This is a genomic window from Bacterioplanes sanyensis (genome assembly GCF_014652515.1).
In the GTDB taxonomy this organism is placed as follows: domain Bacteria; phylum Pseudomonadota; class Gammaproteobacteria; order Pseudomonadales; family Oceanobacteraceae; genus Bacterioplanes; species Bacterioplanes sanyensis.
Genome location: NZ_BMYY01000005.1, coordinates 177,455 through 201,456, shown reverse-complemented (window position 1 = coordinate 201,456; position 24,002 = coordinate 177,455). Strand labels below are relative to the sequence as shown.

Annotated in this window: 19 protein-coding genes; 13 read left to right on the top strand and 6 right to left on the bottom strand. The window is 54.9% G+C overall.

Translation table 11 applies throughout. The annotated features are described in order from the left end of the window. Window positions 1-2: 2 nt before the first annotated feature. The 6 genes from IE090_RS09940 to IE090_RS09915 all read right to left on the bottom strand — a co-directional run bounded on the left by IE090_RS09940 (window position 3) and on the right by IE090_RS09915 (window position 7,513). Entirely contained in the window at window positions 3-476 is a 474-nt protein-coding gene (locus tag IE090_RS09940; protein WP_189388217.1) for a Na+/H+ antiporter subunit E, read from the bottom strand. Continuing rightward, on the bottom strand, window positions 473-1,960 hold the full coding sequence (locus IE090_RS09935) for a Na+/H+ antiporter subunit D (protein ID WP_189388216.1): 1,488 nt from the start codon (window positions 1,958-1,960) through the stop codon (window positions 473-475). The genes IE090_RS09940 and IE090_RS09935 overlap by 4 nt, the downstream gene beginning before the upstream one ends. Next, entirely contained in the window at window positions 1,957-2,304 is a 348-nt protein-coding gene (locus IE090_RS09930; RefSeq protein ID WP_189388215.1) for a Na+/H+ antiporter subunit C, read from the bottom strand. Before IE090_RS09930 ends, IE090_RS09935 begins: the two co-directional genes overlap by 4 nt. 1 nt (window position 2,305) lies before the next feature. Further along, complete coding sequence (locus IE090_RS09925) at window positions 2,306-2,752, bottom strand: Na+/H+ antiporter subunit B (protein WP_189388214.1); 447 nt, start codon at window positions 2,750-2,752, stop codon at window positions 2,306-2,308. Next, window positions 2,749-4,848, bottom strand: a complete 2,100-nt coding sequence (mbhE, locus tag IE090_RS09920) for a hydrogen gas-evolving membrane-bound hydrogenase subunit E (RefSeq protein WP_229815669.1) — start codon at window positions 4,846-4,848, stop codon at window positions 2,749-2,751. Before mbhE ends, IE090_RS09925 begins: the two co-directional genes overlap by 4 nt. A 382-nt stretch (window positions 4,849-5,230) precedes the next feature. Continuing rightward, window positions 5,231-7,513, bottom strand: a complete 2,283-nt coding sequence (locus tag IE090_RS09915; protein ID WP_189388213.1) for a hypothetical protein — start codon at window positions 7,511-7,513, stop codon at window positions 5,231-5,233. 253 nt (window positions 7,514-7,766) lie between these two features. Here IE090_RS09915 and IE090_RS09910 point away from each other — a divergent pair, with 253 nt between their 5' ends. The 13 genes from IE090_RS09910 to IE090_RS09850 all read left to right on the top strand — a co-directional run bounded on the left by IE090_RS09910 (window position 7,767) and on the right by IE090_RS09850 (window position 24,001). Beyond that, a complete protein-coding gene (locus IE090_RS09910) occupies window positions 7,767-13,871 on the top strand; it encodes a DUF1566 domain-containing protein (RefSeq protein ID WP_189388212.1) in 6,105 nt (2,034 codons plus the stop codon). A gap of 11 nt (window positions 13,872-13,882) precedes the next feature. Beyond that, the gene (locus IE090_RS09905; RefSeq protein ID WP_189388211.1) at window positions 13,883-14,071 is read left to right on the top strand and encodes a Flp family type IVb pilin; all 189 of its coding nucleotides are present in this window, start codon (window positions 13,883-13,885) and stop codon (window positions 14,069-14,071) included. Then, window positions 14,072-14,941, top strand: a complete 870-nt coding sequence (cpaB, locus tag IE090_RS09900) for a Flp pilus assembly protein CpaB (protein ID WP_189388210.1) — start codon at window positions 14,072-14,074, stop codon at window positions 14,939-14,941. It abuts the gene before it with no gap. A gap of 49 nt (window positions 14,942-14,990) precedes the next feature. Further along, window positions 14,991-16,268: a type II and III secretion system protein family protein gene (locus tag IE090_RS09895; protein WP_189388209.1), complete on the top strand. Its 1,278-nt coding sequence runs from the start codon at window positions 14,991-14,993 to the stop codon at window positions 16,266-16,268. A gap of 7 nt (window positions 16,269-16,275) precedes the next feature. Next, window positions 16,276-16,800 (top strand): hypothetical protein, encoded by a 525-nt coding sequence (locus IE090_RS09890; protein WP_189388208.1) that lies wholly within the window; start codon window positions 16,276-16,278, stop codon window positions 16,798-16,800. 2 nt (window positions 16,801-16,802) lie between these two features. Then, window positions 16,803-17,981 (top strand): CpaE/TadZ family protein, encoded by a 1,179-nt coding sequence (locus tag IE090_RS09885; RefSeq protein WP_189388207.1) that lies wholly within the window; start codon window positions 16,803-16,805, stop codon window positions 17,979-17,981. A 77-nt stretch (window positions 17,982-18,058) separates the two neighbouring features. Beyond that, complete coding sequence (locus tag IE090_RS09880; protein ID WP_229815667.1) at window positions 18,059-19,381, top strand: TadA family conjugal transfer-associated ATPase; 1,323 nt, start codon at window positions 18,059-18,061, stop codon at window positions 19,379-19,381. Beyond that, on the top strand, window positions 19,378-20,277 hold the full coding sequence (locus IE090_RS09875) for a type II secretion system F family protein (RefSeq protein WP_189388206.1): 900 nt from the start codon (window positions 19,378-19,380) through the stop codon (window positions 20,275-20,277). Before IE090_RS09880 ends, IE090_RS09875 begins: the two co-directional genes overlap by 4 nt. Then, window positions 20,274-21,101, top strand: coding sequence for a type II secretion system F family protein (locus IE090_RS09870; protein ID WP_189388205.1), 828 nt, complete (start codon window positions 20,274-20,276; stop codon window positions 21,099-21,101). Before IE090_RS09875 ends, IE090_RS09870 begins: the two co-directional genes overlap by 4 nt. Beyond that, on the top strand, window positions 21,098-21,886 hold the full coding sequence (locus IE090_RS09865) for a hypothetical protein (protein WP_189388204.1): 789 nt from the start codon (window positions 21,098-21,100) through the stop codon (window positions 21,884-21,886). The genes IE090_RS09870 and IE090_RS09865 overlap by 4 nt, the downstream gene beginning before the upstream one ends. Beyond that, on the top strand, window positions 21,883-22,314 hold the full coding sequence (locus IE090_RS09860; protein WP_189388203.1) for a TadE/TadG family type IV pilus assembly protein: 432 nt from the start codon (window positions 21,883-21,885) through the stop codon (window positions 22,312-22,314). The genes IE090_RS09865 and IE090_RS09860 overlap by 4 nt, the downstream gene beginning before the upstream one ends. Beyond that, entirely contained in the window at window positions 22,311-22,790 is a 480-nt protein-coding gene (locus tag IE090_RS09855; protein WP_189388202.1) for a TadE/TadG family type IV pilus assembly protein, read from the top strand. The genes IE090_RS09860 and IE090_RS09855 overlap by 4 nt, the downstream gene beginning before the upstream one ends. Next, on the top strand, window positions 22,787-24,001 hold the full coding sequence (locus IE090_RS09850) for a TadE/TadG family type IV pilus assembly protein (RefSeq protein ID WP_189388201.1): 1,215 nt from the start codon (window positions 22,787-22,789) through the stop codon (window positions 23,999-24,001). Before IE090_RS09855 ends, IE090_RS09850 begins: the two co-directional genes overlap by 4 nt. The last annotated feature ends 1 nt before the right edge of the window (window position 24,002 follow it).

Here is a 24,002-nt window from a genome sequence, read left to right as displayed (position 1 = left end):
GTTTACCTCAGTACCTGTAATAAGCGTTGTTCAATTTCTTTTAAGTCACCGCGGAGTTTTTGCTCATCATCCAAGAACATGGCATGAACAAACAAAGTTTTTTTATCTTCTGACACTTCCATGCTGAGCGTTCCGGGAGTGAGTGAAATGATGTTTGCGACCAAAGCAATTTCAAACTCAGTTTTAGCAGTCAATGGCATGGCGATCACACCCGGGTGCATATACCAGATGGGCGTTACAATATCCGTGGCGACGCGCCAGTTCGCAATCACCAGCTCCTTGATAAAAAACAGCACAAAGCGAATGGCTCGTGGCAATCGCTTAGGGTAGAAATACAGGGCCGGAACCGTACGATGGATCAACCCAATCACTACAAAACCCAAGGCAAAGCCAAACAAAACATTGAGCAAGGTAAAGGTATTGGTTAGCAGCAGCCAAGATAAGGCCAGTAACAGGTTGAATAGAAAACCTATCATGGTTGACCTCCCAATACGGCTTGGATGTAAGTGGCGGGCGTCAGTAACTGCTCACCCGTAGCCTGTGATAGTTGAATAAAGGGCTCGGCATAGAGGCCGATAATTAACGTCATGGCGGCCATTAATGCCACTGGAATAACGCCGAGCAGTGGCAAGGAAATGTCTTTGCCGCTAGCTTCAGGCTGCGCTTTCCAGAACGCCTCAGCCCAGATTTTGATCATCGAGTAGAGTGTCAGCAGGCCCACAAATAAAGCCACACCGGTGGCTATCCATTGCTGGCTGGTAATGCCGGCTTCAATCACCAAAAACTTGGCAAAAAAACCAGACAGCGGTGGCAACCCTGCCAGCGACATGGCTGGGATTAAAAATAAAGCCGCCAGCCACGGGCGCTGACGATATAAGCTGCCCATTTGCTTTAACTCATAAGTGCCTTGCAGCATTTGTGTCAGACCAGCGATCAAAAACAGGTTGGTTTTTACAATGATGTGGTGAAACAGGTAAAACACCCCACCGGCAATGGCGGCGGGTGTAAAAATAGCCAATGCCAGTATCATATAGCCGATCTGACTGATGATATGAAACGACAAAATCCGGCGAATTTCGAACTGGGAAGCCGCGCCCAATACCCCAGACAGCATGGTCAGTACGCCGACCCACAGCAATATTTCATGGGTGAACTCGATATCACCGGTGAATACTAGGCTAAACATACGGTACAGTGCATATACCCCCACCTTGGTCAGTAAGCCTGCGAACACAGCTGATACAGCAATGATGGGCGTGTGATACGACGCGGGTAGCCAAAAGAAAAATGGGAAAGCACCGGCTTTAATCGAGAACGACACCATAAACATCAAGGCGATGGCATTGACTAGGCCTTGCTGCTCAACATCTTGCAGCTTCACGGCCAGATCAGCCATGTTCAAGGTGCCGACGCTGCCGTACAGCAAGCCAATGGCGGATAAAAACAGCGCCGATGAAAACAAATTGATGGTGACGTATTTGATCGCACCTTCCATTTGCGCGCGCTCACCGCCCAGAGTTAATAAGCCAAAGGAGGCCAGTAGCATGACCTCAAACCAAACAAACAAGTTAAACAAGTCGCCGGTCAAAAATGCACCACTGACACCGGCCAGCAGCAGGTGCAATAACGGAAAGTAGCCGAATTTAATGTGGGTGCCAGGGGTGGACACCAGCGAATACAACACGGCGCAAAAGGCCACCACCGCCGTGACCACAATCATAATGGTGGCTAAAAAGTCGGCCACCAAACTGATGCCAAAGGGGGCCTGCCAGCCGCCCACTTGCAGCACTATGTGCCCTTGCTCAGACACGGTTTGCGCCAGCATCACACTGGCGATCAAATAGACCAGGGTGCTGATGACGGACACCCGTTTTTGCCAGCGGCTGCTGCGCCATAATGCCAGTGTGACGGCGCCGGCCAGCAATGGGATTAAGATCGGCAGGAATACCAGGTTGCTCATTGATCGGTATCCTTCATTTGATCTAGGTCGTCCGTTTGCACCACTTCATGAGCGCGGTGAATCAATACCACGGAAAACGCCAGCACCCCAAAGGCAATCACAATGGCGGTCAATATCAGCGCTTGTGCCAATGGATCGGCGACACCCACAGGTGCCTCTTTAGTGACTTTATCCAGCAATGGCGGCGCACCACTGGTTAATCCAGCGCTGGTGAAGATCACTAAGTTGGCGGCATTGCTTAATAAAATCAGCCCCATCACCAGTTTAACGATGGAGCGCCTGAGCATCATATAGAGTGAGGCGGCAAATAGAATACCGATGGCTACGGCCATTAATGCAGACATATTATTGACTCCCCACCAGGCGTTCAGCCAGGACAAAAAACATGGTTGTAATGGTGCCGATCACCGCTAAATACACGCCAATATCAAACACCAGTACGGTTGATAGTTTCACTGTGGTGCCAAACACATCCAGCGGTAGCCACTGGGCGGTAAAAAACGACTGGCCTGGTAGCAAGGCAGGGAGAGTTGCCAGCAAGCCCAGCAATAAACCGGTGGCCAGAATATCTTGCGGGTCCACCCGAATCAGCCGGCGAGTTGCTTTGGCACCGAATACAATTAAATACAGTGAAAAAGCCCCAGCGGCGACTAAGCCACCAATAAAACCACCGCCTGGCTCGTTATGACCGCGCAGCAGCAAAAACACCGAAAACATCAGCTGCAGCGGCAAAATGGCCAAGGTAGCGGTACGTAAAATCAGCCCGGAGTTGGGCGCAAACCCCTGTTTCATAAACGGCTCCTACGCAATCTGATCATTGAATACACTCCCATCGCGGCTAAGGCCAATACGAATATTTCACCCAAGGTATCTAGGGCTCGGAAGTCCACTAGGATCACGTTAACAACATTGCGGCCAAAGCCCAGCGAGTAACTGTGCTCAATAAAATAATGAGCAATGGAATCGGCCCAGTGGTTTTCTTGGGTGGCCAGTACCAGTAGCGTCATCATCAGGCCAAAGGCGCAAGCGACCACGGCATCTAATAGACGCTGACCACGGCTGGAGTAGTTTTTAAAGCCGGGTAATTTCAGCAGCACCAGTACCAACAACAGTACGGTCAGGGTTTCAACCAAGACTTGAGTGATGCCCAGATCAGGCGCTGAAAAATGAATGAAGATTAATGCCACCACGAAGCCTACCGCTCCCAGAGCAATAATGGCGGCAAAGCGCTGACGGCTGGCAATGGCATACAAGGTAGAAGCGAGCATGACAAATAACATGCCGACTTCGTACGGCTCTAGCGCATCGAATTGAAAGCTGGGCAAACCATACTGGCTTAACAGTGTGCTGGTCACCGCTAGGGTGGTAATGGCAATAATAAGCACCAAATAACGGCCTAAATAGCCATTTTGCAGCACTCGGGTCTGCCAATCGGCAAAAGACAAGTTGCCTGCCAGCAGCAGTTCATATAAGCGTTCGGTGCCGGTATAGCGGCTGATTAAACGCAGCTTGGCTGCCAGCACACGATTTTTCCGCCACAAGGCGGCCAGACCAATGCCCACAACAATGCTGGCAAATGACAACGCCAATGCGGGTGATAAGCCATACCAAAGCGACAACTCAATGACATTGTTTGCCCCCATTTGCTCAGCGATGGTGTTCGCCAATGGTTGCACCAGAGGGGCACCGAGGCCGAGCAGCAGGGCCAAGCTAGAAAATAGCACTGGCCCAAACCACTGTTGCCAGGGCTCAGCATGTTGTTCTTTAACTTGGCGTCGGCTGCGCCAAGGCTGCCATACCAAGCTCACGGCCACAGCAATGGTCAGTGCTGCCGTGGCAAATACCATCGCCGTTAGCCAGCCGCTCGTTGCACTGGCTTTTAGCAGTAACTCTTTGGCGATAAAGCCCAAGGCGGGGGCAATACCGGCTAATGACCAAGCCGCAACAGCGGTCACCGCCAAGGTGAACTTGGGCAGCGGGCGAATATGGCGCAGGTTACGAGTGTGGGCTTGATGCTCAATAATGCCGGCCAGCATAAACAGCGACGCTTTGTACAAAGCATGGGCCACTAAAAAGGTGACAAAGGCAAAAAACGCATAGTCGGAGTTAAGCCCCACCAGCATGGTTAAAATGCCCAGCGCAGTCACTGTGGTGTAAGCCAATATCTTCTTTAAATCGACGGCCAGATAAGCCAGCCAAGCACCCAACAACATGGTGATGGCACCGGCACCTGTGACTAAAGTTAGCCATAGGCTTTGCTGTGCAAACACCGGTGCCAGTTGCGCCATTAAAAACACCCCAGCTTTTACCATGGTGGCGGAGTGCAAATACGCCGATACCGGCGTCGGTGCCGCCATGGCATTGGGCAGCCAGAATTGAAACGGAAACTGCGCCGATTTGGTAAAGGTGCCGATCAAAATCAGTACAATGGCAGCATTAATCCAGCTACTGTGCTCGGTGATGAGCGACATTTCACTGATAAGCCAAGTTTGCTGCTGCTGACCCAGCATAATCATGCCTGCCAGTAGCGCTAGGCCACCACCGACGGTTACTAGTAAGCCTTGTAGTGCCGAAGCGCGAGATTTTTCTGACTCATGGGTAAAGCCAATCAGCATGTAGGAGGCAATGCTGGTCAGCTCCCAAAAAACAAACAGCAGCAATAAATTATCGGCCAGTACCAAGCCGACCATGGCACCCATAAACACAAATAACCATAGAAAAAAGCGGTGTAAATCTTTATGGCCGGCCAAATAGCTGCTGGCATATAAAACCACCGCTGTGCCGATGCCGCTGATCAGTGTCAGCATTAGCCAGCGCAACCCATCGACATACAGCGTAAAGTTCAAGCCAATGCTGGGCACCCAAGGATAGTGAGCACTGACCTCCATGCCACTGACAGCCTGTGAATAAAGGCCTGCATTGAGAACAAAAACGGCGAGCGGAAACAGTGCCAGCCAGCTTCCCGGAAGCCCTCGCCGGAGCCAAACAGGCGCAATAGCTGCCGCAATAAATGGCAGCGCGATGCTGGTTAACATCATGTCGTCTCCCTGGAGTCAATCAACCGCTAATAACAGGAAAGACTACTTGGTTTTTTCAAGCTCGTACAATTATTTGGCTTGCAACTTGCTGAGCAGAAAATCCAAGCAATAAAAGGCATTAAATCGCATAGATTTGTAGATGGATATTGACGGGTATGAGGTGCAGGGTTGGCCCTGCATGTCTTGCAGGGCAACGCTCAGGTAGATTCGTAGTAGAGATTAGTAAAGAAGACTAACCGGCCGTAAACAGGCGAAAGCTGCGCTTCACTTCAATAAACTGCTGACGGAAGCGCCCTTGCACCGTGGCGGTTAACGTCACAGCCTGACGACCGTATTGGCTGCTGACTTCGCCAGTCTGTGCATTAATGGCCATGGAGTTGCTGTGCCAGCTCACCACGGCACTGCCCAGTTGTGATGGCAAATAGAGATTGTCGCTGACCTCGTTGGGGTCGCTGTTGGCACCTAAAATGCGCTCTAGAGTCAGCGCTTGCAGGGCATTGGCCATGCGATTGCCGAAGCGTTGGCCATAGCTCAGGGTGCGAATCACACGGCCATTATCACCCAGCATCAGCAGTTGATCGTCCTGCAGTGCCAGCTTTTTGCTATTGGCGACGGGCGATAAATGCTCGATCAGTTCAATAGCGGGTAATTGATATAAGAACAGGGCATGGTTTTGCGTTAACACCGCCAAGTGGCTGCGATCCGGGCTGATGGCCATGTCTTTGATGCCAGATTGCAGGTTAATGCGTTGCTCGGTTTGCGGTTGTGCCAAATTACCCGCGTAGAGAATGACCAACTCAGTGCCATTTTCTTCGATTAAAGCGATGCGCTGATCTTGGTCGAAAAAGAAGGCTTTTTTTACCGCTTTTAAACTGCTTTCCTGCGACCAGCCAACTTGCTTCATGCCGTTGACTGCCACCAGTGTGAGGCCCTGATCTTCATTGGAGCTGACCAGCGCCAGCGAGCCATCGTCATTGCTGCTGATATGGTTGATGCTGGCATTGCGGTTGTAGGGGGCAAAATAGCCGCCGACTTGTTCCAAGGTCTCCATATCCAAGCGGAACAGTCGTTGCGCGGTGGCCGCTAACAATACTTGCTCGTCATCGGACAGGGCCAAATGCTGCATCGCATCGTTGGCGCAAAAAGCATCCGTGCCCGGTGTTGGGTTGCTGACTGGCGGTTGGCTGGGCTCGGTTGGTATGGTCGGAAAGGTTGTTGCTGAGCCCATGGCGTCGTAATTGATATTGGGCATTTGCTTGTGAACGGTTGCTTGCAGCGCAGCGTTGCTGGTACCTGCGGCATGATCTGTAGCGTCTGCTCCCGCCCCTGACCCGATGCCAGTTCCGTTGCCGGTTCCGCTGCCAGTGCCTGCCGTCGTGCCAGATCCTGTGCCGCTGTTATCTGCGTCGCCATCACTGCTTTCGCCCAACTGAATCTTATGCACTCCGGCATTGCTACCGCTGTCCGCTGGGCAAGCAATGTTACGACTGCTGCCAGATCCGAGGGAGCCGGCATTGATTAAATAGACAGATTGAGTGCGGCTGGACGGTTGAATCACGCTGATATTACTTAATGCGCGATCGCCGACATCAATATCAATCGGTGGCAGGCTAATGCCGCCGTCCACCACGGTGGCGCCACTGTGACCGTCGTAATCGTCGTCATCATCGTCCAGTGGGCGCAGCAATGACCGTGTCTGTATTGTGGACGCGCTGTTGTTGCTCTGACTTTGTGTCGCTTGTGTCAGTAATTGGCCGTTATTCCAGATAATTAAGCGCTCATCAAAGCTGGCGGCCACCACCAAGTCGGCCATGGGCGCACGCCCCAAAGTACTGTACTGATCGCCCATCTGGCTGTTGAGACGGCTGAGTATCATTTCCGGTTGCTGACACTGAGAGGCGATATCCTCCGTCGCGATGCGCACATCAAAACGGCGCTCTACCACCATGGCATCAACCACGGCAGCAATCACACAATATGGGTTGCTGTCTGGCTGTTGCTGGAGGGCAGCGTTAATACTGTTTTGAATGGCGTCGCTCACTTCCTCTGGGCCGGCCTGGTACAAAGCTTGGCTAAAGGAAACCTGTGGAAATATGCCTTCTAAATAGCGTGCTGCTTGTAAGGCGCGCACTTCTGGTGTGGTTTCACTGGCGCTGCTGAGGGTTGGGTTAAATAACAGCTCGTTGTTGATGACGGTGGTCATCGGAGTAATGACTTGAGCCCCCGAAGGCGCCGTGAGCAGGCTTTTGTCACTATCGCGCTTAATGTATGGCCCGCCCACCGAGCCATCCAACGTCAGTGCTTGTTGCTGTTCGTAGTCGTCACAGCGCGCGTTGAGATTCCAATCCGGGCATTGCGCGGCGTGCAATTGCGCATCTTGCTGCTCGCCCTGGTCATGCTGATCCTCACCCACCTGACAGCCCGTCAGAGCGGCGCAGCTGCTGATAAACATCGCCGATAGTTTTGTCATCAAATGTTTGGACGCCCGGGCTTGGATGCCATGCTGGCCAGTCATTGAAATTATCCTTTCTTATTAAAGATCAATTAAATCAATCATTTATGAGTGGTTGGAGAGGCAGTTAGGGGTTTCTGATAGGGCGGATATTAGTAAAGCAAAGTAATAATTGCAAATCTTTATCATTTGCACTAGCATCTGCGAAAATTGCTCAAGTGTGATGCTTATCACTAGTGTGCAGCATGATCTGAACATGGCTTCATGCTGCCTAGTAATCAGACCAGCTAAGGCCCGCTCAACAAAGGAAGGCAAGATGTACAGCAGACATCTGATGTTAATGGTATCGGTCATGGTCGCATTGTATGGCTGTGGCGAGGATCAATCGCAGCCGAGCAGTGCGACGACACTGCCAACAACACCGCCGCTAACACCTGAGCCTGGCAATGCGGGTAACGACTATGACGGCTCTGATGTTTTGCGCATCGTCGGCACGGCCATGGATGGGTTTTTGTATCAGGCTTGGGCCTGCTTAGATGCCAATGGCAATCAAGCGTGTGACGGTGATGAATTTCGCAGCCAAACCGACCGCCAAGGACGCTATGTGCTGCAGGTGCCAGCGGGCAGTGCGCTAGATGAAGTCATCGTCGAAGTGATTCCCGGCACCACCATTGATATGGACTTTCCGCAGCAGCCGCTGCAGCAGCGTGTGGTGCTGAGGCCACTGCCAAGCAACGCTAGCGGGCAAGCGGCTGAGCAATTAGTCACGCCGCTCACGACCCTGATACGTCAGCGCGCCGAGCGCAGTGGTTTGCCGGTTGCAGAGGTGCAGCAGCAATTGGCCCGTGAGTGGCTGGTGCCGGCGCACAGTTTAACCAGTCATTATTTACAGGATGTGGATGGCCACGAAGATCAAGTGGTGCACGACATTGCCCAAGTGGTCATGGCCGAGTGGCAGCAACAGTTGCAGCTGGCCAGTCAGCAGAATCCAGGGGCGGCTTGGCAGCAAGTGGTGGCGGCAGCCGACGCCCAGTGGCACAGCCAAAGTGGGCAAAAGCAGCTGCGCAGCGCGGTGCAAACCCGCGATATGGCGCCGGCGCCAGAGCTGATAATTAACGACGATGACGATGTTTTAAGTTGGCACTGGGTGGAGGGTTTTGCCCAGGCTGACGCCTACGAATATTCCCTCGATGGCGGCCAGAACTGGCTTGTCGCCACACAAAAGCCGCTGTTGATCGGCAATCAATCATTGGCCGCGGGCCAGGTGCAATTGCGGGTGCGCTCGGGCAAGGATGGCGGTGCCGGTCGCATTGCGCGCAACCAGCAAGCCTTTAGCGCACGCACCAGTAACATAGGTGCGCCGCAGTTATGGCTGGATGACAGCGCCGACCAGTTTGGCTGGCAGCCTGTGGCGGGCTTGGCGGCCGCCGAGGAGTACGAAATCTCCCTCGACGGTGGCCAAAGTTGGACACAGGCACAGCAAAATCCCACCGTTTATGGTGATTTAGAGTTGGCTGCGGGCCAGTTGCAGGTGCGTGTGCGTGCCACGGCTCAGCGCTTGGCGGGTGCCGCCGCCGTCAGTCAGCAGCCTTTCACGCGTTTACGTACCGATATCGCAGCCCCCTCCGAGCTGCAAGTGGACGACGACAACAATACCCTTGGCTGGCGGCCGGTGGCGGGCTTTGCCTCGGCCAGCTTGTATGAGATCAGCACCGATGGCGGCTATAGCTGGCAAGCGGCACAGAGCAACCCTGCTTTGCTGGGCGACATCGACATTGCCGCTGGCCAGGCCCAGGTCAGGGTGGCTGCCAAAGCGGGGGAATATGCCGCAGGCGCGGCCGCCGCCGCTCGCCAAGCATTTACCGCAGTGATGAAAAATATTCCTGCACCAGCGCAGCTACAGGTAGACGATCAGGCCAATTTGCTCGACTGGGCACTGGTGCCAGGGTTTAGTCAGCTGGCGGACTACCAAATCAGCTTTGATGGCGGGACGAGCTGGCAAACCGTGAACCGCAAACCCATGCCAGTGGGGGACCGCTATTTGCCCGAAGGCCAAGTGCAGCTGCGGGTGGCTGCGCTGGACGGCCAGCGCCAAGCCGGTGCGGTGGCTTATAACCAGCAAGCCTTTGAGGCATCGCCGGCGACCATCGATGCGCCCTCTCAGTTAGTGGTAGATGACATCAACGACACCCTCGACTGGCAGCCGGTGGCAGGCTACCCCAATGCTGGCGACTATCAATGGCGCATTCTGGGCGAATCTGGTTGGCGTGCCATTACTAGCCGGCCGCTGTTGGTGGGCGATATTGCCATTGCTAAAGGCCAGCTGCAGTTACGGGTCGCGGAGAGCAATGCCCAGCGTGGCGGTGACATCGCCTTTAGCCCAGCCGCATTTACTGCCTTAGACAGTGCCATTGGCGCCCCCAGCGCTTTGCAGGTGGATGACATCAATAATGCCTTGAGCTGGACTTGGGTCGCCGGGTTTGAACAAGCCGCTGATTACGAATATCACCTTGGCGATGGCCTATGGCGACGGGCAGCGGCCAACCCGTTAACGGTGGGCGATGTGGATGTGGCCAAAGGTGCGTTGCAACTGCGCGTCGCCGCCAAAGCCGGCCGGCATCGCGCCGGCAAAACGGCCAGCACTGATGCCGCCTTTCACGCCGTGGTGCGCCATATTGCTGCACCACAAGGGTTGTTGGTCGACGACATCGCCGACACCTTGAACTGGCAATGGGTGCCAGGCTTTGCTCAACCTCAGGACTATCAATGGAGTCTGGACGGCGGCCAAAGCTGGAGCGAGGTAACGCAAAAGCCCTTGCCGGTGGGCGATCGCGACATAGCCGCTAACCAGCTGTGGCTGCGCGTCAAAGGCCTGCTTGGGCTGCGTGAAAGCGGTGAATCCGCGATAAGCCCCAAGGCTTTTCACGCTCGCCAAACCGACATTGCCGCACCGCAAGGCGTGGTCGCAGACGACAGCGCTGATACCTTGAACTGGCGCTGGGTGAGCGGCTTCGAGCAAGCCAGTGACTATGAGTACAGCATTAACGGCGGCGTGAGCTGGAGCACGGCGTTGCAGCGCCCGGTGAAGGTAGGCGACATCGCGGCACCGGCGGTGCAAGTGTTGCTGCGCGTTAAAGGCATTGACGGCAGTCGCAGTCCGGGGGCCAGTGCTGCGCCTGAAAGTGGGTTTAGCCGCCAGGCAGGTACACCGGGGGCGCCAACCGGGCTGCGCGTCAATGACAGTGCCGATACCTTAGATTGGGTATGGGTCAGCGGTTTTGAACACGCCAGCGATTATCAATATCAGTGGCCCGGCAGTCAGGGCTGGCAGCCGGTTAGCAGCAAACCGCTTCATTTGAGCAATGTTGCCATTGCCAGTGGCCAATTATTGTTGCGTGTTGCCGCTCAAGGTGTCCAGGCACCCGGCGCCATCGCGGTGAATAACTCCCCCTTTACCATCAGCGCCGCTGGCCTGCCTAAGCCTGCCAACTTGGTGGTGAACGACGACAACGACACCTTGCAGTGGGATTACGTCGGCGGCTATGACCAGCCGCAGGATTATCAGTATCGCTTAGCGCAAAACGGAGAGTGGCAAGCTGTCAGCACTGTGCCGTTGCAGCTCAGCGATCGCTTTGCTGGCGTTGTCAGTGTACGCATTGGCATCGACGGCGCGCCGCAAGCCACGACCTTAGCCGGTGACTTTACGCCGACAGCGTTTGCCAAATTGGATAACTCAGGACGCCGCTTGGCGGCAGACGCCAATGATTGGGCCTGCATTCGTGACAACCAGTTTAAGGGTGGTTTGTATTGGCAAAAAAGCAGCGACGATACGCTGTTTTGGTTTGACCGCGACGATACCGTTGAAAAGCGTTTAACGGCTGCAAATCAATCATCGCTGTGCGGTTTTAATGACTGGCAAGTGGCTGGCATTGAGCAATTACTGCATTTAAAAGATATTGGTGTATGGGGGCAGGCGCCGTTTTTTGATCACTTGCAAACCAGTATTTATCGCAGTTACTGGAGCTCGGATGTGGGCGACTCTGATGACGAGCGCAAAGTCATTGCTGCCGGCAATAGTCGCCAGATATCCAGCGAAAATCGTCAAGGTTATAACTATAACTACATGATTTTAAATCGTCTGCGCGTTGACCCGGTATTTTATATCGCCACGGTGAAAGAGCAGTTGGCTGCGGCAGTGACGGCCACTGAGCAGGTAACAACTTGGAACCAAGAGGCTCGAACCAGTCGTCAACAGCGCCAGCAAGAATTTCATAGCGCCAGCAGCGTGGCGGATATTCAGCTACTGCAGGGCAAATTGCTGGACTCCATTAAAAAGCAACAAGATCGCTACCAGCTTTTGCCGGGCATTAAAGCGCAGCATCAGCAAGCGTTAACCGAAGCTGAAACTCGCCAGCAGCGCCTGCTGGATGACCCAGATAATAACGTCAGCCAAGGGCAGTTGTTGGATTACCAGCAAGAATTACAGTCACTGCAACAACAAAATGAGCTGTTGCAGCAGGCCATCGAGCCACAACAGCAAGATGGCATGGCCGCGGTGTTGGCGGATTTGCAAAGTCTATTGGCCAGCCTTAAAAAGCTGACGTCAGAGTTGGAGCGCTGGAGCGAAACTGCTGAACATCACAAAGCAGGTAAAAATCAACTGCAAACTGGGCGTGATCGCGCGGCCGATATTGCAGCCAAGTTGCAGGCCCTAAAAGAGGCGGGCAATGATGCCGAAAAAGCACGCGCCTTGTATTTGGCCGCGCGGCAAAATTATCAAGATTTTGCCGACAGCCAAGTTCACGAAAAAACCTTACAACAGGATTTAACTTGGCTTAAGCAATGGCACAGCGAGTTGCAAAGTGCCCAGTTGCCAGCGGCGGTACTGAGCGATCTTCAACAGCAAATCACTGCACTGACTCAGACCATAAATGAGCACCAGAGCTGGCGTTCGCAACAGCAAGCGTCAACCGATGCTGCGTTAGAGGGTGCTTACGGTGCTGGCCTTGAGATCAGCGAGGCTGATGCTAGCGTCACCAGTGGTGGCCATGCCTTTGTAAAACTGGATGTTCACGGGCGGCGCATGCTGGCCAGCGAAACCTTTGCTCAAGGATGGCGCTGTGTGCAAGATTTGCGCTATCGCGATGAGCGCTTGTGGATGCTACTGCGAGAGGGCGAAAAAAACTCAACGGATCGCATGAACTATCCTGAGGCGCAGCAGTGGATGGCAGCGGCAAATCAGCAAGCCTATTGTGGCCGTACGGATTGGCAGTTGCCGAGCATTAAAGACTTAAAAACACTGAAGCTCGTTGATATTGAGGCGCCGCAGCCAGTTCTCGACGAGCAGGTTTTCATTAATCATCACGGCAACGAAAAATCCTATTTATCCAGTGATTTAATGCAGCGCTATTATTATTGGACGCAAGAGGCTGGTGAACCTGGCAACCAACTGGCCTACAGCTTTGCTGGCTATAATGACTACAGCTATGTCGATGAAAAACAGCAGGGTTTTGATAACAGCGCCAGTTTAGATAACGGCTATCAAATTATGACGCGCTTATTGGCGCATACGCCAACGCCCGCGGCGCTGGTGAAGCTGGATGTCAGCGGCCAAGAAACCAACATTGAAAGCGAGTGGGTCTGTACCCAAGATCAAGATACTGGGCTGATCTGGCTGCGCCCCGAGCATGCACCGCAACCTAAGCAAGCACGAAAAATAGTGCAGCAGCAAAAAGAGCTGGCCTATGTGCAAGTGTGTGGCAGTGATCAATGGCGCTTGCCAACTTTGAGTGAGTTAAAAGGCATCTTTGCCTATACCCAGGGCGAGTTGGGGGCAATACGTCTGCCTAATAATCAGTATTACGCCAGCTCGTCGACCAAGCTGGATAGCTATGGTGACTCTCTGCCTCTGCTATTTAGCTTTGAGGCAGGCCGAAGCCATATAGAGAATTATTACCGCAATAGTTATCCACTGTGGGTTACTGAGCAGCAAAATGATGCCCCGCCAGTCATGGTTGACGGTTTTAGCGGCCTGGATGCCAACGGCGAGGTAACACTCAGCGGTGTGCATTATTGTGTGCGCGATGATCGCCATAACCTGATCTGGACCACGCATTTGGTCACAGGGGATAGCCAAACTGAATACGGCTCACCATCTAATTATTGCGGATTTAATAAATCACGCTGGCAGTATCCGACGTTTGAACAGTTCCAGCAGGCGCTTGAAGCAAAAAACTACTTATTAAAAGACTGGATTCAAAGTGGCCAGTACTGGCTGCAAAAGCCAGGTGTCAGCTGTAATGACGATCAATGGGCGGTGATTGACCAAAACATGATCGAGCGTTGTATTGATGCCGACGATTACTATCAGCGCTATCCCAAAGAATCTAATTATTCGCGCTTTATTATCAGCAACCCATAAGGAGACGGAATATGAGCACTCGCACATTAGCGCCACGACTACGCCGCCAACGCGGAGTGACCGCCATTGAATATGCCATTTTGGCTGCGGCATTGGCGGCAACATTATTTGCTGTCGCCGGTGATGAAGGGCCGCTGCGCAATGCCATTGACTCAGCGTTTGAGCGTGTTGAAACCACCATTGCTGAAGGCGGCGAATAAATGAAGCGCAGCTGGTTGATTTATGCCGGCCTAGGCTGTTCTGCTTTAGGGTTGGCTCTGACGCTGGGCAGCGCCGACAGCTCAGCCAATATCGAGCCTGAACGTCAGGTATTAACGACGACGGCCGAACTGCCTGTTGGTGGTTTGTTAAATCAAAATAACCTGCAATGGCAAACCGTATCGGCACAGCAGTGGCAGCAAGGGCAATTGTCGGGTGTTATCAGCGCCGCCAGTGCGGATGAGCGCCAACAGTGGTTGCAAACGGTGGCGGGTGCCGCCGTACGCGAGCCGTTAACCGCCGGTGAGCCTGTGTATGAAAATCAGCTGGTCAGCGTGGGTGACAGTGGCTTTTTGGCTTTGGCAGTGGCACCGGGCAAGCGCGCGGTATCGGTGCGTATGAAACCGTCGGCCATCAGTGATGGCTTAATATCGCCAGGGGATCATGTCGATTTAATTGTGACGACTCAAGCTCAGCAATGGCGCCAGTCGGTGGATTCCAACCCCAGTAAACGTGATTTTCGTACTTGGCGTTCATCGGTGGTGGCCAGCGACATTCGCGTTCTGGCGATAAATCAATTTACCGGAGCGGAGCAGTATCAAGCCGATGAACTCAAACAGGGTAAGCGCTTACGCCATGTCACCGTGACTTTTGAAACCACGCCCGAACAAGCGGTGCGCCTGCCCCTGGCGGAGCAAATGTCCGGCTCAATGGGGGTGTTGAGCGTGAGTTTGCGTCATCCACAGGATCGCTCGCATGGCTTATCGGCCAGCAAGGCCAGCGATTTATTTCCCGAGACCAAGCAAGACGGCCTAGATCAAAACACCTATTTAATTCGTGGTGAAGAGCGCGAAGTATCCGGTGGTTTATAAGCCTGAGTTTTACCCAGATAAACGCGATGCCCTTCGCAGGAGAAAAATTTTGTTTAAACCCGTTTGGCTAGTGGCGATGGCTGCGATTGCCTGCTGTCAGGTATCGGCCAATGAGCTTAAGCTCAGCGTTGGCAAAGGCCAATTAGTGACCTTGCCAGAAGATGCTAAAACCGTCTTTGTTGCCGATCCTAATGTGGCGAATTACCAGCTGCCGGCCAGTCGCTCCTTATTTGTATACGGCAAGGCATATGGTGATACCGACGTGTTTGTTTTAGACAATGCTCAGCAACCGATTTATCAGGCCAGTGTTAAAGTACGCAGCAATATCGAAGCGTTGCGCCAGAGTTTAAAACAACAGTTTCCGAAGGCTCAGGTGAGCGTGAGCGAGCACGGACGCAAACTGGTATTAACGGGCAGTAGCACGTCTTCGACGGCGATCGAATCCATGCTGGCCTTGGCTCAAGCCTATGTTGAAGAGCCAGAAGACGTGGTCAATGACATTCATTTGGATATTCCCCACCAGGTCAATATTCGTTTGCGCATTGCCGAAGTAAAACGGGATGTCAGCAATCAGTTAGGCATCAAATGGGGAACGCTAAGCAATGGCCAAATTAACTTTTTTAAGCGCCCGGTTGAAATGGATTTGTTTGGCTTAACCGCGTTTGATAATCCGTTAACTGGGGTGTTGGATGCATTGGCCGAAGAAGGCTTAGCGAAAGTATTGGCGGAGCCGAATCTGACGGCCATGAGTGGCGAAGAAGCGACGTTTCATGCCGGCGGCAGTTTTCCATATACCATTCCTGATCCGGATTTAAACACCTACACCGTCGATTTTCGTGATTACGGTGTGCGCTTGGATATGCGCCCAACGGTGATGGAAGGCGATCGCATTCGGTTAAAAGTGCGGCCGGAGGTCTCCAATTTAAGCACTGAGGTGAATTTAGGCAGCACTGGCTTATTGGCGCCGTCGCTGCAGGTGCGCAGTGCGGAAACGACCGTCGAGCTGGCCTCAGGCGAAAGCTTTGCTTTAGCGGGCTTAATCCAGGCTAACGATGTCAGCAGCATCAGCAAGTTGCCGTTTTTAGGCGACCTACCTGTGTTGGGGGCGCTGTTTCGCAGTGAAGATTTTCGCCGTGAAGAAACCGAGTTGGTCATTATCGTCACTGCCTACGCAGTTGAGCCAACGGCCCAGGATAACTATCAGTTACCCGGTCAAAATCTTAAATTAAATTCCCAGTTTGAACGCTTATTGTGGGGCGATACCTACAGCGAGCAGGCCGTTAAAACGCCACTGGAAGTTTCCGGTCGACCCGATTTTATTTATTAGGACGTCAATGAATAAATTATGTTTTTTATGGCTGTTGCTGTCTGGTGTTGTTATGGCTCAGCCACAGTTGGCAGTGAAGCAGCAGCGCTTTGCGATGACTGACGATAGCTCAGAACTCACCCAATTTTTGCAAAGTCAGACGCAATTAAAAAAGTTCAGCATCGTATTGGCCCCAGCCCAAGGGAAGATGCCAACGACTGTGATTCAAAAGCTCAAAGCCATGGGCGTGACTGATGAGCAAATGCAAGTGCGCCACGATTTGGCCGCGCAGCTCATTAAAGACGAGCAGCACCGCTTAGTAGCACTGGTGGAATGGTTTGAGCCACAGCAGTTGCATTGTCAGCAACAGCTGGGCTGTGCCAACCGCAGCAATTTATTGCAAATGCTCGATCAGCCCCGCCATGCGTTTCATGGCGATGCACTGGCGCGAGGCCAACATGGTCGCGATGCTGTGCGGGCGTTGGAATATCAGCGCGAGCAACGCGATTTACCCGGCGATCGTCGCACCAACTTAACGCTGGAGGGCAGATAACCATGCAGCATTGTCATGCCTATGTGCACAGCGAAGCCACGGCATTGATGCTCGATGCCATCTTAGTGGCGCGGCCACAATTGCAGTTTGAGGTTTTAAAGCAAGATTTAACCCAGGCCCAGCAGCGCTATCAGCTCGAAGCCTCGCCGCAGTTATTAATTCTCGATTTGTCGGCCTTTGAACAGGAGCAAGCCGCCATCGACGCTTTGCTGGCGCTGGCCGATGTTTGTGCGGCACACACGCGGGTATTGGCGTTAGGGCAACGCCAGGATGTCGCATTTTTTAAACGCCTAACCGCGTTGGGCGTGGGCGATTACGTGCCTTTGCCTTGCCTGGAAAGCGAGTTGCGCCAGCATGTGTCCGCAATGTTAACGGACGATCAAGGGGCGGCATTGACGGCGTTGCATACCCGTCAAATTGTGGTGAGTGGTGTCAGCGGTGGCGTGGGCGCCAGCAGTATTGCTGCGCAATTAAGCCGTAACCTGGCCGAACAGGTGGGCATGCATTTAGGCCTGGTCGATATTGATGCCATGGGCGGCGCCCTAGATTTGTATTTAGGCCAAGAAGCCAACCCAGGGTTTGCCAATTTGCTGACGGCCAAGGCAGAGGCCGATGAGCTGTTAGTGCAGCGCGCCGGTACGGCTATCAGCGAGCGCTTAACCCTATTTAAAACTGCAAGCCAACAGGCTTGGCTGACCAGTGCGCAGTTGCTGCATGTGCGCCAGCAGTTAGCGCCTTGGTTCAGTGCGCTGCTGTGGGATTTGCCCAGCCATCAGCTGCAGGATGCCGACATTATTCCCTGGTGGCAGCAGGCCAACGATGTGCTGTTGGTGGCTGAGGCAAGCATTGCCGGAGTGCGTGCTATGCAGCGCATATTGGAGTTGGCCAATGGCTGTCAGGGCCAGGTGCATTGGCTGATCAACAGCGCTCACGGTCGCGGCAGCTTATTGCCAGAGGAAGTGCTGAAACATACGGGCTTAAGCCACCAGCAAGTTAGTTGGCTGGCTTATGACAAGCGTCTGCAACGCACACAGGAGTTAGGCCAACGCCTTGGCGGTGGACGCTTTGCCCGCAGCTTGCAGCGCGCCCAACAAGACTGGCTGGGCAGTCCCGTGCGCCGGCCAAAGTGGCTGCCTGGTTTGAATAGGCACGGTTTCAAGCGTGCGGGGGCTGCGAGCTAATGTTCGGTCGTCGTCCTGCACCTGCAGCACCTGCAACAACACCTTCAATAACAACGCCCGTTACCGCAGAAGCACCTGTGGCATCGGTGTCTGCTGCGGCGCCAACTGAGAAGCCAGCGCTAACTTCAGCCAGCAAGCCTGCGGCGGCGCTCACTCAGGCGATGAAGCAGGTGCGTGAAACCCTGCTCGAGCGCTTAGATGCCAGCGCGGCGCTGCAGCTGGCACGGCCGGCGTTGCGTCAGCATTTATTGAGTGAATCCACGCAGTTGGCGACGGAGCTGAAACTGCCGCTCAGTGGCCAGCAGCAGCAGCGTCTGGCGGATATTTTGCTCGACGATATGCTCGGCTTTGGCCCGCTGCAGCCACTGTTGGACGACGAGCAAGTCAGCGATGTGCTGGTCAATGGCGCCGGTCAGGTCTATGTCGAGCGCTTTGGCCAGTTGCAGTTGACCGAGGTGGCCTTCTTTGATGAAACCCATGTGCGCCAAGTGGCGCGACGCATTGCGGCGGCGGTGGGGCGACGCATTGATGACAGCCAACCCATGGTGGATGCACGCCTGGAGGATGGCAGTCGGGTCAATATCGTTATTCCGCCTCTGGCCCTCGATGGCACCACGATTTCGATTCGTAAATTTAACCGCCAGGGTTTTGATTTAGCGCGCTTGGTGCAGTTAGGCGCCATGAGTGCCGATATGGCCACGTTGCTGCGCATTGCCACTCGCAGCCGTGCCAATATCTTAATTTCGGGCGGTACCGGTGCCGGCAAAACCTCGTTGCTCAATGCTTTGTCACTCAACATCGACGCCGGCGAGCGCATTGTCACCATCGAAGATGCCGCCGAGCTGGCACTGCAACAGCCCCATGTGGTGCGACTGGAAACGCGTCCGGCCAGCGCTGAGGGCACGCCCGCCATTAGCCAGCAGGAGCTGTTGATCAATGCGCTGCGCATGCGCCCGGACCGCATTGTGTTGGGCGAAGTTCGCTCACTAGAAGCCTTCGACATGATGCAGGCGATGAATACCGGCCACGACGGCTCTATGTCGACGCTGCATGCCAACAGCCCCAGCGATGCGCTGACGCGGCTAGAAAACTTACTGCTGATGACGCAGAACAACATTCCGTTGGCGGCCATTCGCCGGCAAATGGTCAGCGCTCTCGACTTGGTGGTGCAGGTGAACCGCGGCCGTGATGGTCGTCGCCGAGTAACCCGCATCAGTGAAGTGTGTGGCATGGAAGCCGACACCATTCAGCTGCAAGAGCTGTTTCGCTTTGAAGCCCTGGATGAACTGGGTGGCGGCCAGTTTGTTGCCAGCGGCGTGCGCCCGCAATTGCTGCAACGCGCCCAGGCCTGGGGCTTGGCCGATGAGTTATTGCGTTGCACCGGCGGAGGGGCGGTATGAGCAGTGGGTTGCTTGCCCTAGGGCTTTTGTTGTTGTGTTTGGCGGCGTTATTGGAATGGCGTCGCCGCCCTTGGCGTCGGCGCTTGGCCAGCCTTCAGCAAACGGAGCAAAGCGCAGAAGTAACGTTACTGGCACGCCGTGATGGGCGTCAGCGCTTACAACGCCTGGGGCTATTGCCAGTACCGGCGGTGTGGCAGCAGTGCCAACGTGCGTGGTGGTTGGCGCAGCTGGTGTTGCTGGCAGGGGCATTGTGCTTGTCGCTATGGCGCCAGCAACTGGGCTTCATGTGGGCGTGGCTGCCACTGGCGCTGCTATTGAGCTGGGGGCTGTTCGCTTATTATCAGCGTCGCTGGCTGGCGCAATGTGAGCGCCAGCTGCCGCAAGCACTGGAGCAATTAGCCCGTGCCACGGCTGCAGGTCTGGGGCTGCAGCAAGCGTTATTGCACATCAACGAGGAGCTGGCGGCGCCGCTGCAGCAGGAGTTCACCTGGCTGCTGCAACGCCTGCGCATTGGCGATCCGGTTGAACAGGTGCTGGAGCAAGCGGGCGAGCGCTTACCGCTGCGCAGTTACCGTTTCTTTTGTCTGGCACTGACGCTCAACATGGAAACCGGCGGGCGCTTAAGTCAGGTGCTGGCCAGTCAGAGCCAGCAGCTCAAACAACAGCGTCAAAGCCAGCAAAAACTCAACACCCTCACCAGTGAGCCGCGCATGGCCGCCAATGTGGTGGCGGCGATACCGCTGTTGATGTTTATCGGCTTGTTCTGGCTCAGTCCGCGCCATGTGCAGTTTTTACTGCACGACGACACGGGGCGCTCGATGCTGGCCTATGCCGCCATCAGCATTGGCGCTGGTTTGGCCTCGATTCGTCTGCTGCTGATGAGGGCCGGTGGATGACTCTGGCGACCACTCTGTTGGCGTTGGGCCTGGCTTTGTCGGCCCTGGCGGCTGTCCAGCAAGGCTGGCGTCAGCGCTGGCTGCGACGCCTAAGACCCCTGAATTCCAGTCGCTCGGCCAAGCCTTGGTGGCTGCCTTTGCCTGCAGCCATGCAGCGCCATGCTCAAGTCGCCGCCTTAACTCAACCCTGGTTGGGCACGGCTTTTTGGAGTGCCAAAGCGATCTTGGCGGTACTGGCAGCCTGGCTTTTGTGGCCGCAAACGAGTCAGGTAAGTGAGTATTCACTTGCGATAGTGGCAGCGGTGATTGGGCAGATGTTGCCCGATGTTGTGTTGCGCCAGCGCGCCCAAAAAACTTTGCGCGACAGTCGCGCGCAATTACCAGAGCTGATGCAGTTATTAGCCTTGTGTTTGGAAGCAGGCCTCACGCTGGATCAGGCCTTGCCGCGCTTGGCACGTGAGATCAAAGCCCTGCAGCCAGCCCTAGCCAGCCACTTACAGCACTTAAATGACGACTTGCGGGTGATGAGTGCACGGCGCTTAGCCTTTGCCCGCTTGGCGGAGCGCATTCCATTGGAGGACTTTCGCCAGCTCAGTTGGCTGATTAGCCAAGCCGATGACTATGGCACGCCGCTGGCGGCCGGTTTGCGCGAGTTGGGTCAGCACAGCCGTAGCCTGTATTTGCTGGAAGTGGAAGAGCGCATGGCACGGGTACCTGGGCAAATGGCGCTGCCGTTAATGCTGTTTATTATTTTGCCGCTGGTGGTGGTATTGGCCGGCCCGGCACTGGTGATGTTGTTACGCCAGCTGGGAGGCGGTGCATGAAGGCGGCGCTTTTTACAAGATCATGGGCAAGGCTTGGCTTATCGGCACTGCTCGCTCTTTGCTTGCTGACGGGCTGTGCGGCTGTGCCCTCAAGCACATCTTCAAACTCAGCTTCCACCCCGCCTTTGGCGGATGAACAGCGCCTATTTCGCTTGGCCCAGCGCGCCGAGCAGCAGGGCAACGCGGGCTTGGCCATTGGCCTGTATCGTCAATCACTGGCGGCCCACGGCGACGCTGGCAGTCGCCAAGCGCTTTATTGGTTGTATCGCCGTCATGGCGAGGCGCAACAAGCGCAGGCCTTGTTGCAACAGCTGCCTTGGCCAAAGTATGGCCAGCGCTGTGCCTCAGCGGCGCAACTGATGGATCAACAACAGTGGCAAGCGGCCGCGCAGGCATTGAGCGACATTGGCCTAGATGAGCGCTGGTCGCACTGCGCCGCCATGCAGGCACGGTTAGCGCTGCAGCAGGGCCGGCTAGAGCAAGCACAAACATTGTTTAGCCAGTTGCAACGCTGGCAGCCCCAAGCCTGGCAACACAGTTACAACCTGGCGCTACTGGCTTTGTTGCAGCAACAACCGCACTTGGCCATCGTGCGCCTGCAGCGCTTGTGCAGTGTGCCCAAGCAGTGCCCGCGACCCGTCGCCGAGCTGACGGCATTGGCATTGGTGTTTGCTGGTCAGGAGCAACAAGCCCGGCAATGGTTAGCCGAGGCCGGCGTCAGTGAAGCAGCGATACAAACCCAGTTGAACTACTTTCGCCAGCTTCAAACTGGGCAACAGCCATGATGTGTGGGTATAGGTCGCAGCGAGGCAGTGGTGCCGTCGGATTGATGCTGTTGTTGCCGTTCATGCTGCTGGTGTTGACCATCAGTCTGGAGGTGGGGCGGGTATTAATGATTCGCAGCCTGCTGATTGAGGGCGTGGCGGACAGTGCACGCATGGCGCAGGTGGCCACGGCAGTGGTCAGCGCAGCAGAACTTGAGCGCCGCTGGCAAGCTTGGGCTGAGCAAATGCCGCTGTTAGGCGCAGTCACGCTAGAGCGCATCGATGTTCAGCGCAGTAGCCAAGCTTTGCCTTGGCTGGCCGATGACACTAATGCTGAGCAAACTGTGCATCGCTTTGAGCTGAGCTGGCAATTTCACATTCCGTTGCTGATTCGTCGCACCCTTTCTCTGACCTTAAGCCGTCATGTGGTGTGGGAGGGACGACCATGAACAGCCAGCGCGGTGTGGCGGAAATAGAGCTGGCGATTTTATTGCCCTTTGCCCTGCTGCTGTGGTGGCTAATGGCGGATTTATCGCTGTGGCTGCAACAGCAACAACGACTACAACAACTCAGCCACGATTGGGTCACCTTGCTGGCGTCTGCCGATGAAGCCAGCCGCCAGGCTGAACCAGATATTTGGCATGATTGGTTGGCGCAGCAATGGCCCGGCGACAGCGCACCCGCGTTCAGTGTGGAGCGTCGCAGCGGCGACGAGCAGCAGCAGTGGCATAGTGATGATTGCTCAGCCCTGCGCCAGGGCGAGCAGTTGCAACAATTGGCACAGCTGAGCGCCGCCGATGATGGCCAAAGTATTTTCTGGTCGGTCAGTTTGTGTGCCCCGATTCCTGGCTTTTTAGTGGCACGCTTTTTACCCCAACGTGATGTGCCGGTATTGCGTGCTAACAGCTTAACGGTGGCGCGATGAAGCAGCAGCGTGGACAGGCCGCCATTATGTTTTGCTTATGCACGGCGCTGGTGTGCACTTTGGGCTTAGGCGCCGCAGACGTTAGCCAATGGTTGCAGCAACGGCAGAAGTTAGCCGAGCTGGCGCGCCAAGCCAGCCTGGTGTTGGCGCAGCGCGTGCAGCGCGATGGTCAGCTGACCCAGGCCGATGCCACGCTGCAAGTATTAGCGCATTATTATTTTCCCGATGGCCCGCTGCCGCAGCTGCAACATCAGCTGGCGGAGAATTATGTACAAGTGCAGGCAAGCAGCGAGCTCGATGCTTTTTTTATCGACGATTTAATTCGGCGTTGGCAGCCTTTTACCATTTCTTATCGCGCCCAGGCTGAGTATCAGCATCAAGGTGGCAATATGGATTTGTCGCTGGTGGTGGATGTGTCCAGCTCGATGGGGAACTCGCTTGCCGGTGGCGGGGTGGGTAGCAGCTTGGCGCAGCTGCAAAGCACGGTATTGGACTTGTTGGATACGCTACCGGCGAGCGCCGCCGTGGGCATGGTGCCTTACCATGAGGGCGTGTCGTTGAATGGTGCGTTGTGGTTGCCGCGCTCCTACGGGCAAACACTGTGCATTGACGCCTTTTCAGAACAGGACCCGGTAACCGATGCCGCCAGTGTGGTAGCGCAAACCTTTTATAACGACCGCCTGTTGGATGTGCGCGCGACGCCACAAACCGGAGGGGATTTTTTAAGCCCTAACTGCCCCTCTGCACCGCTGTTTCCGCCGACGTTAGATCGCTTGTTGATTGAACAAAAAATCCGCCAACTGCCCGATGCGGATGGCAGCAGCACGCGCAGTGCGACCGGGATGATTTGGGGCATACGCACTTTGCTGCCCAACTGGCAGGGGCGCTGGACGCTGGAAAACCTACCGCGCGAAAACAGCGCCAAAACCCTGGTGTTACTTACCGATGGCAGCGATACCCAAGCCAGTGAAATGTCGGCCTTGGTGGATGCCGGTTTGTGCGATCGAGCACGACAAGCGGGTATTAACTTATGGTTTGTCGGTTTTGATATCGATAGCAGCGTCATGACGGACGACCATTATTTTCGCCAGTGCTTTGGTGAGCAAATGCGCAGTGCTGCCAATGCCGATGATTTGGCACAAATTTTTACCGAGCTGATAGCAGACTCCGGCCAGCGCCGGATACGGTTAATTAATCAAAATCTTTTATAAG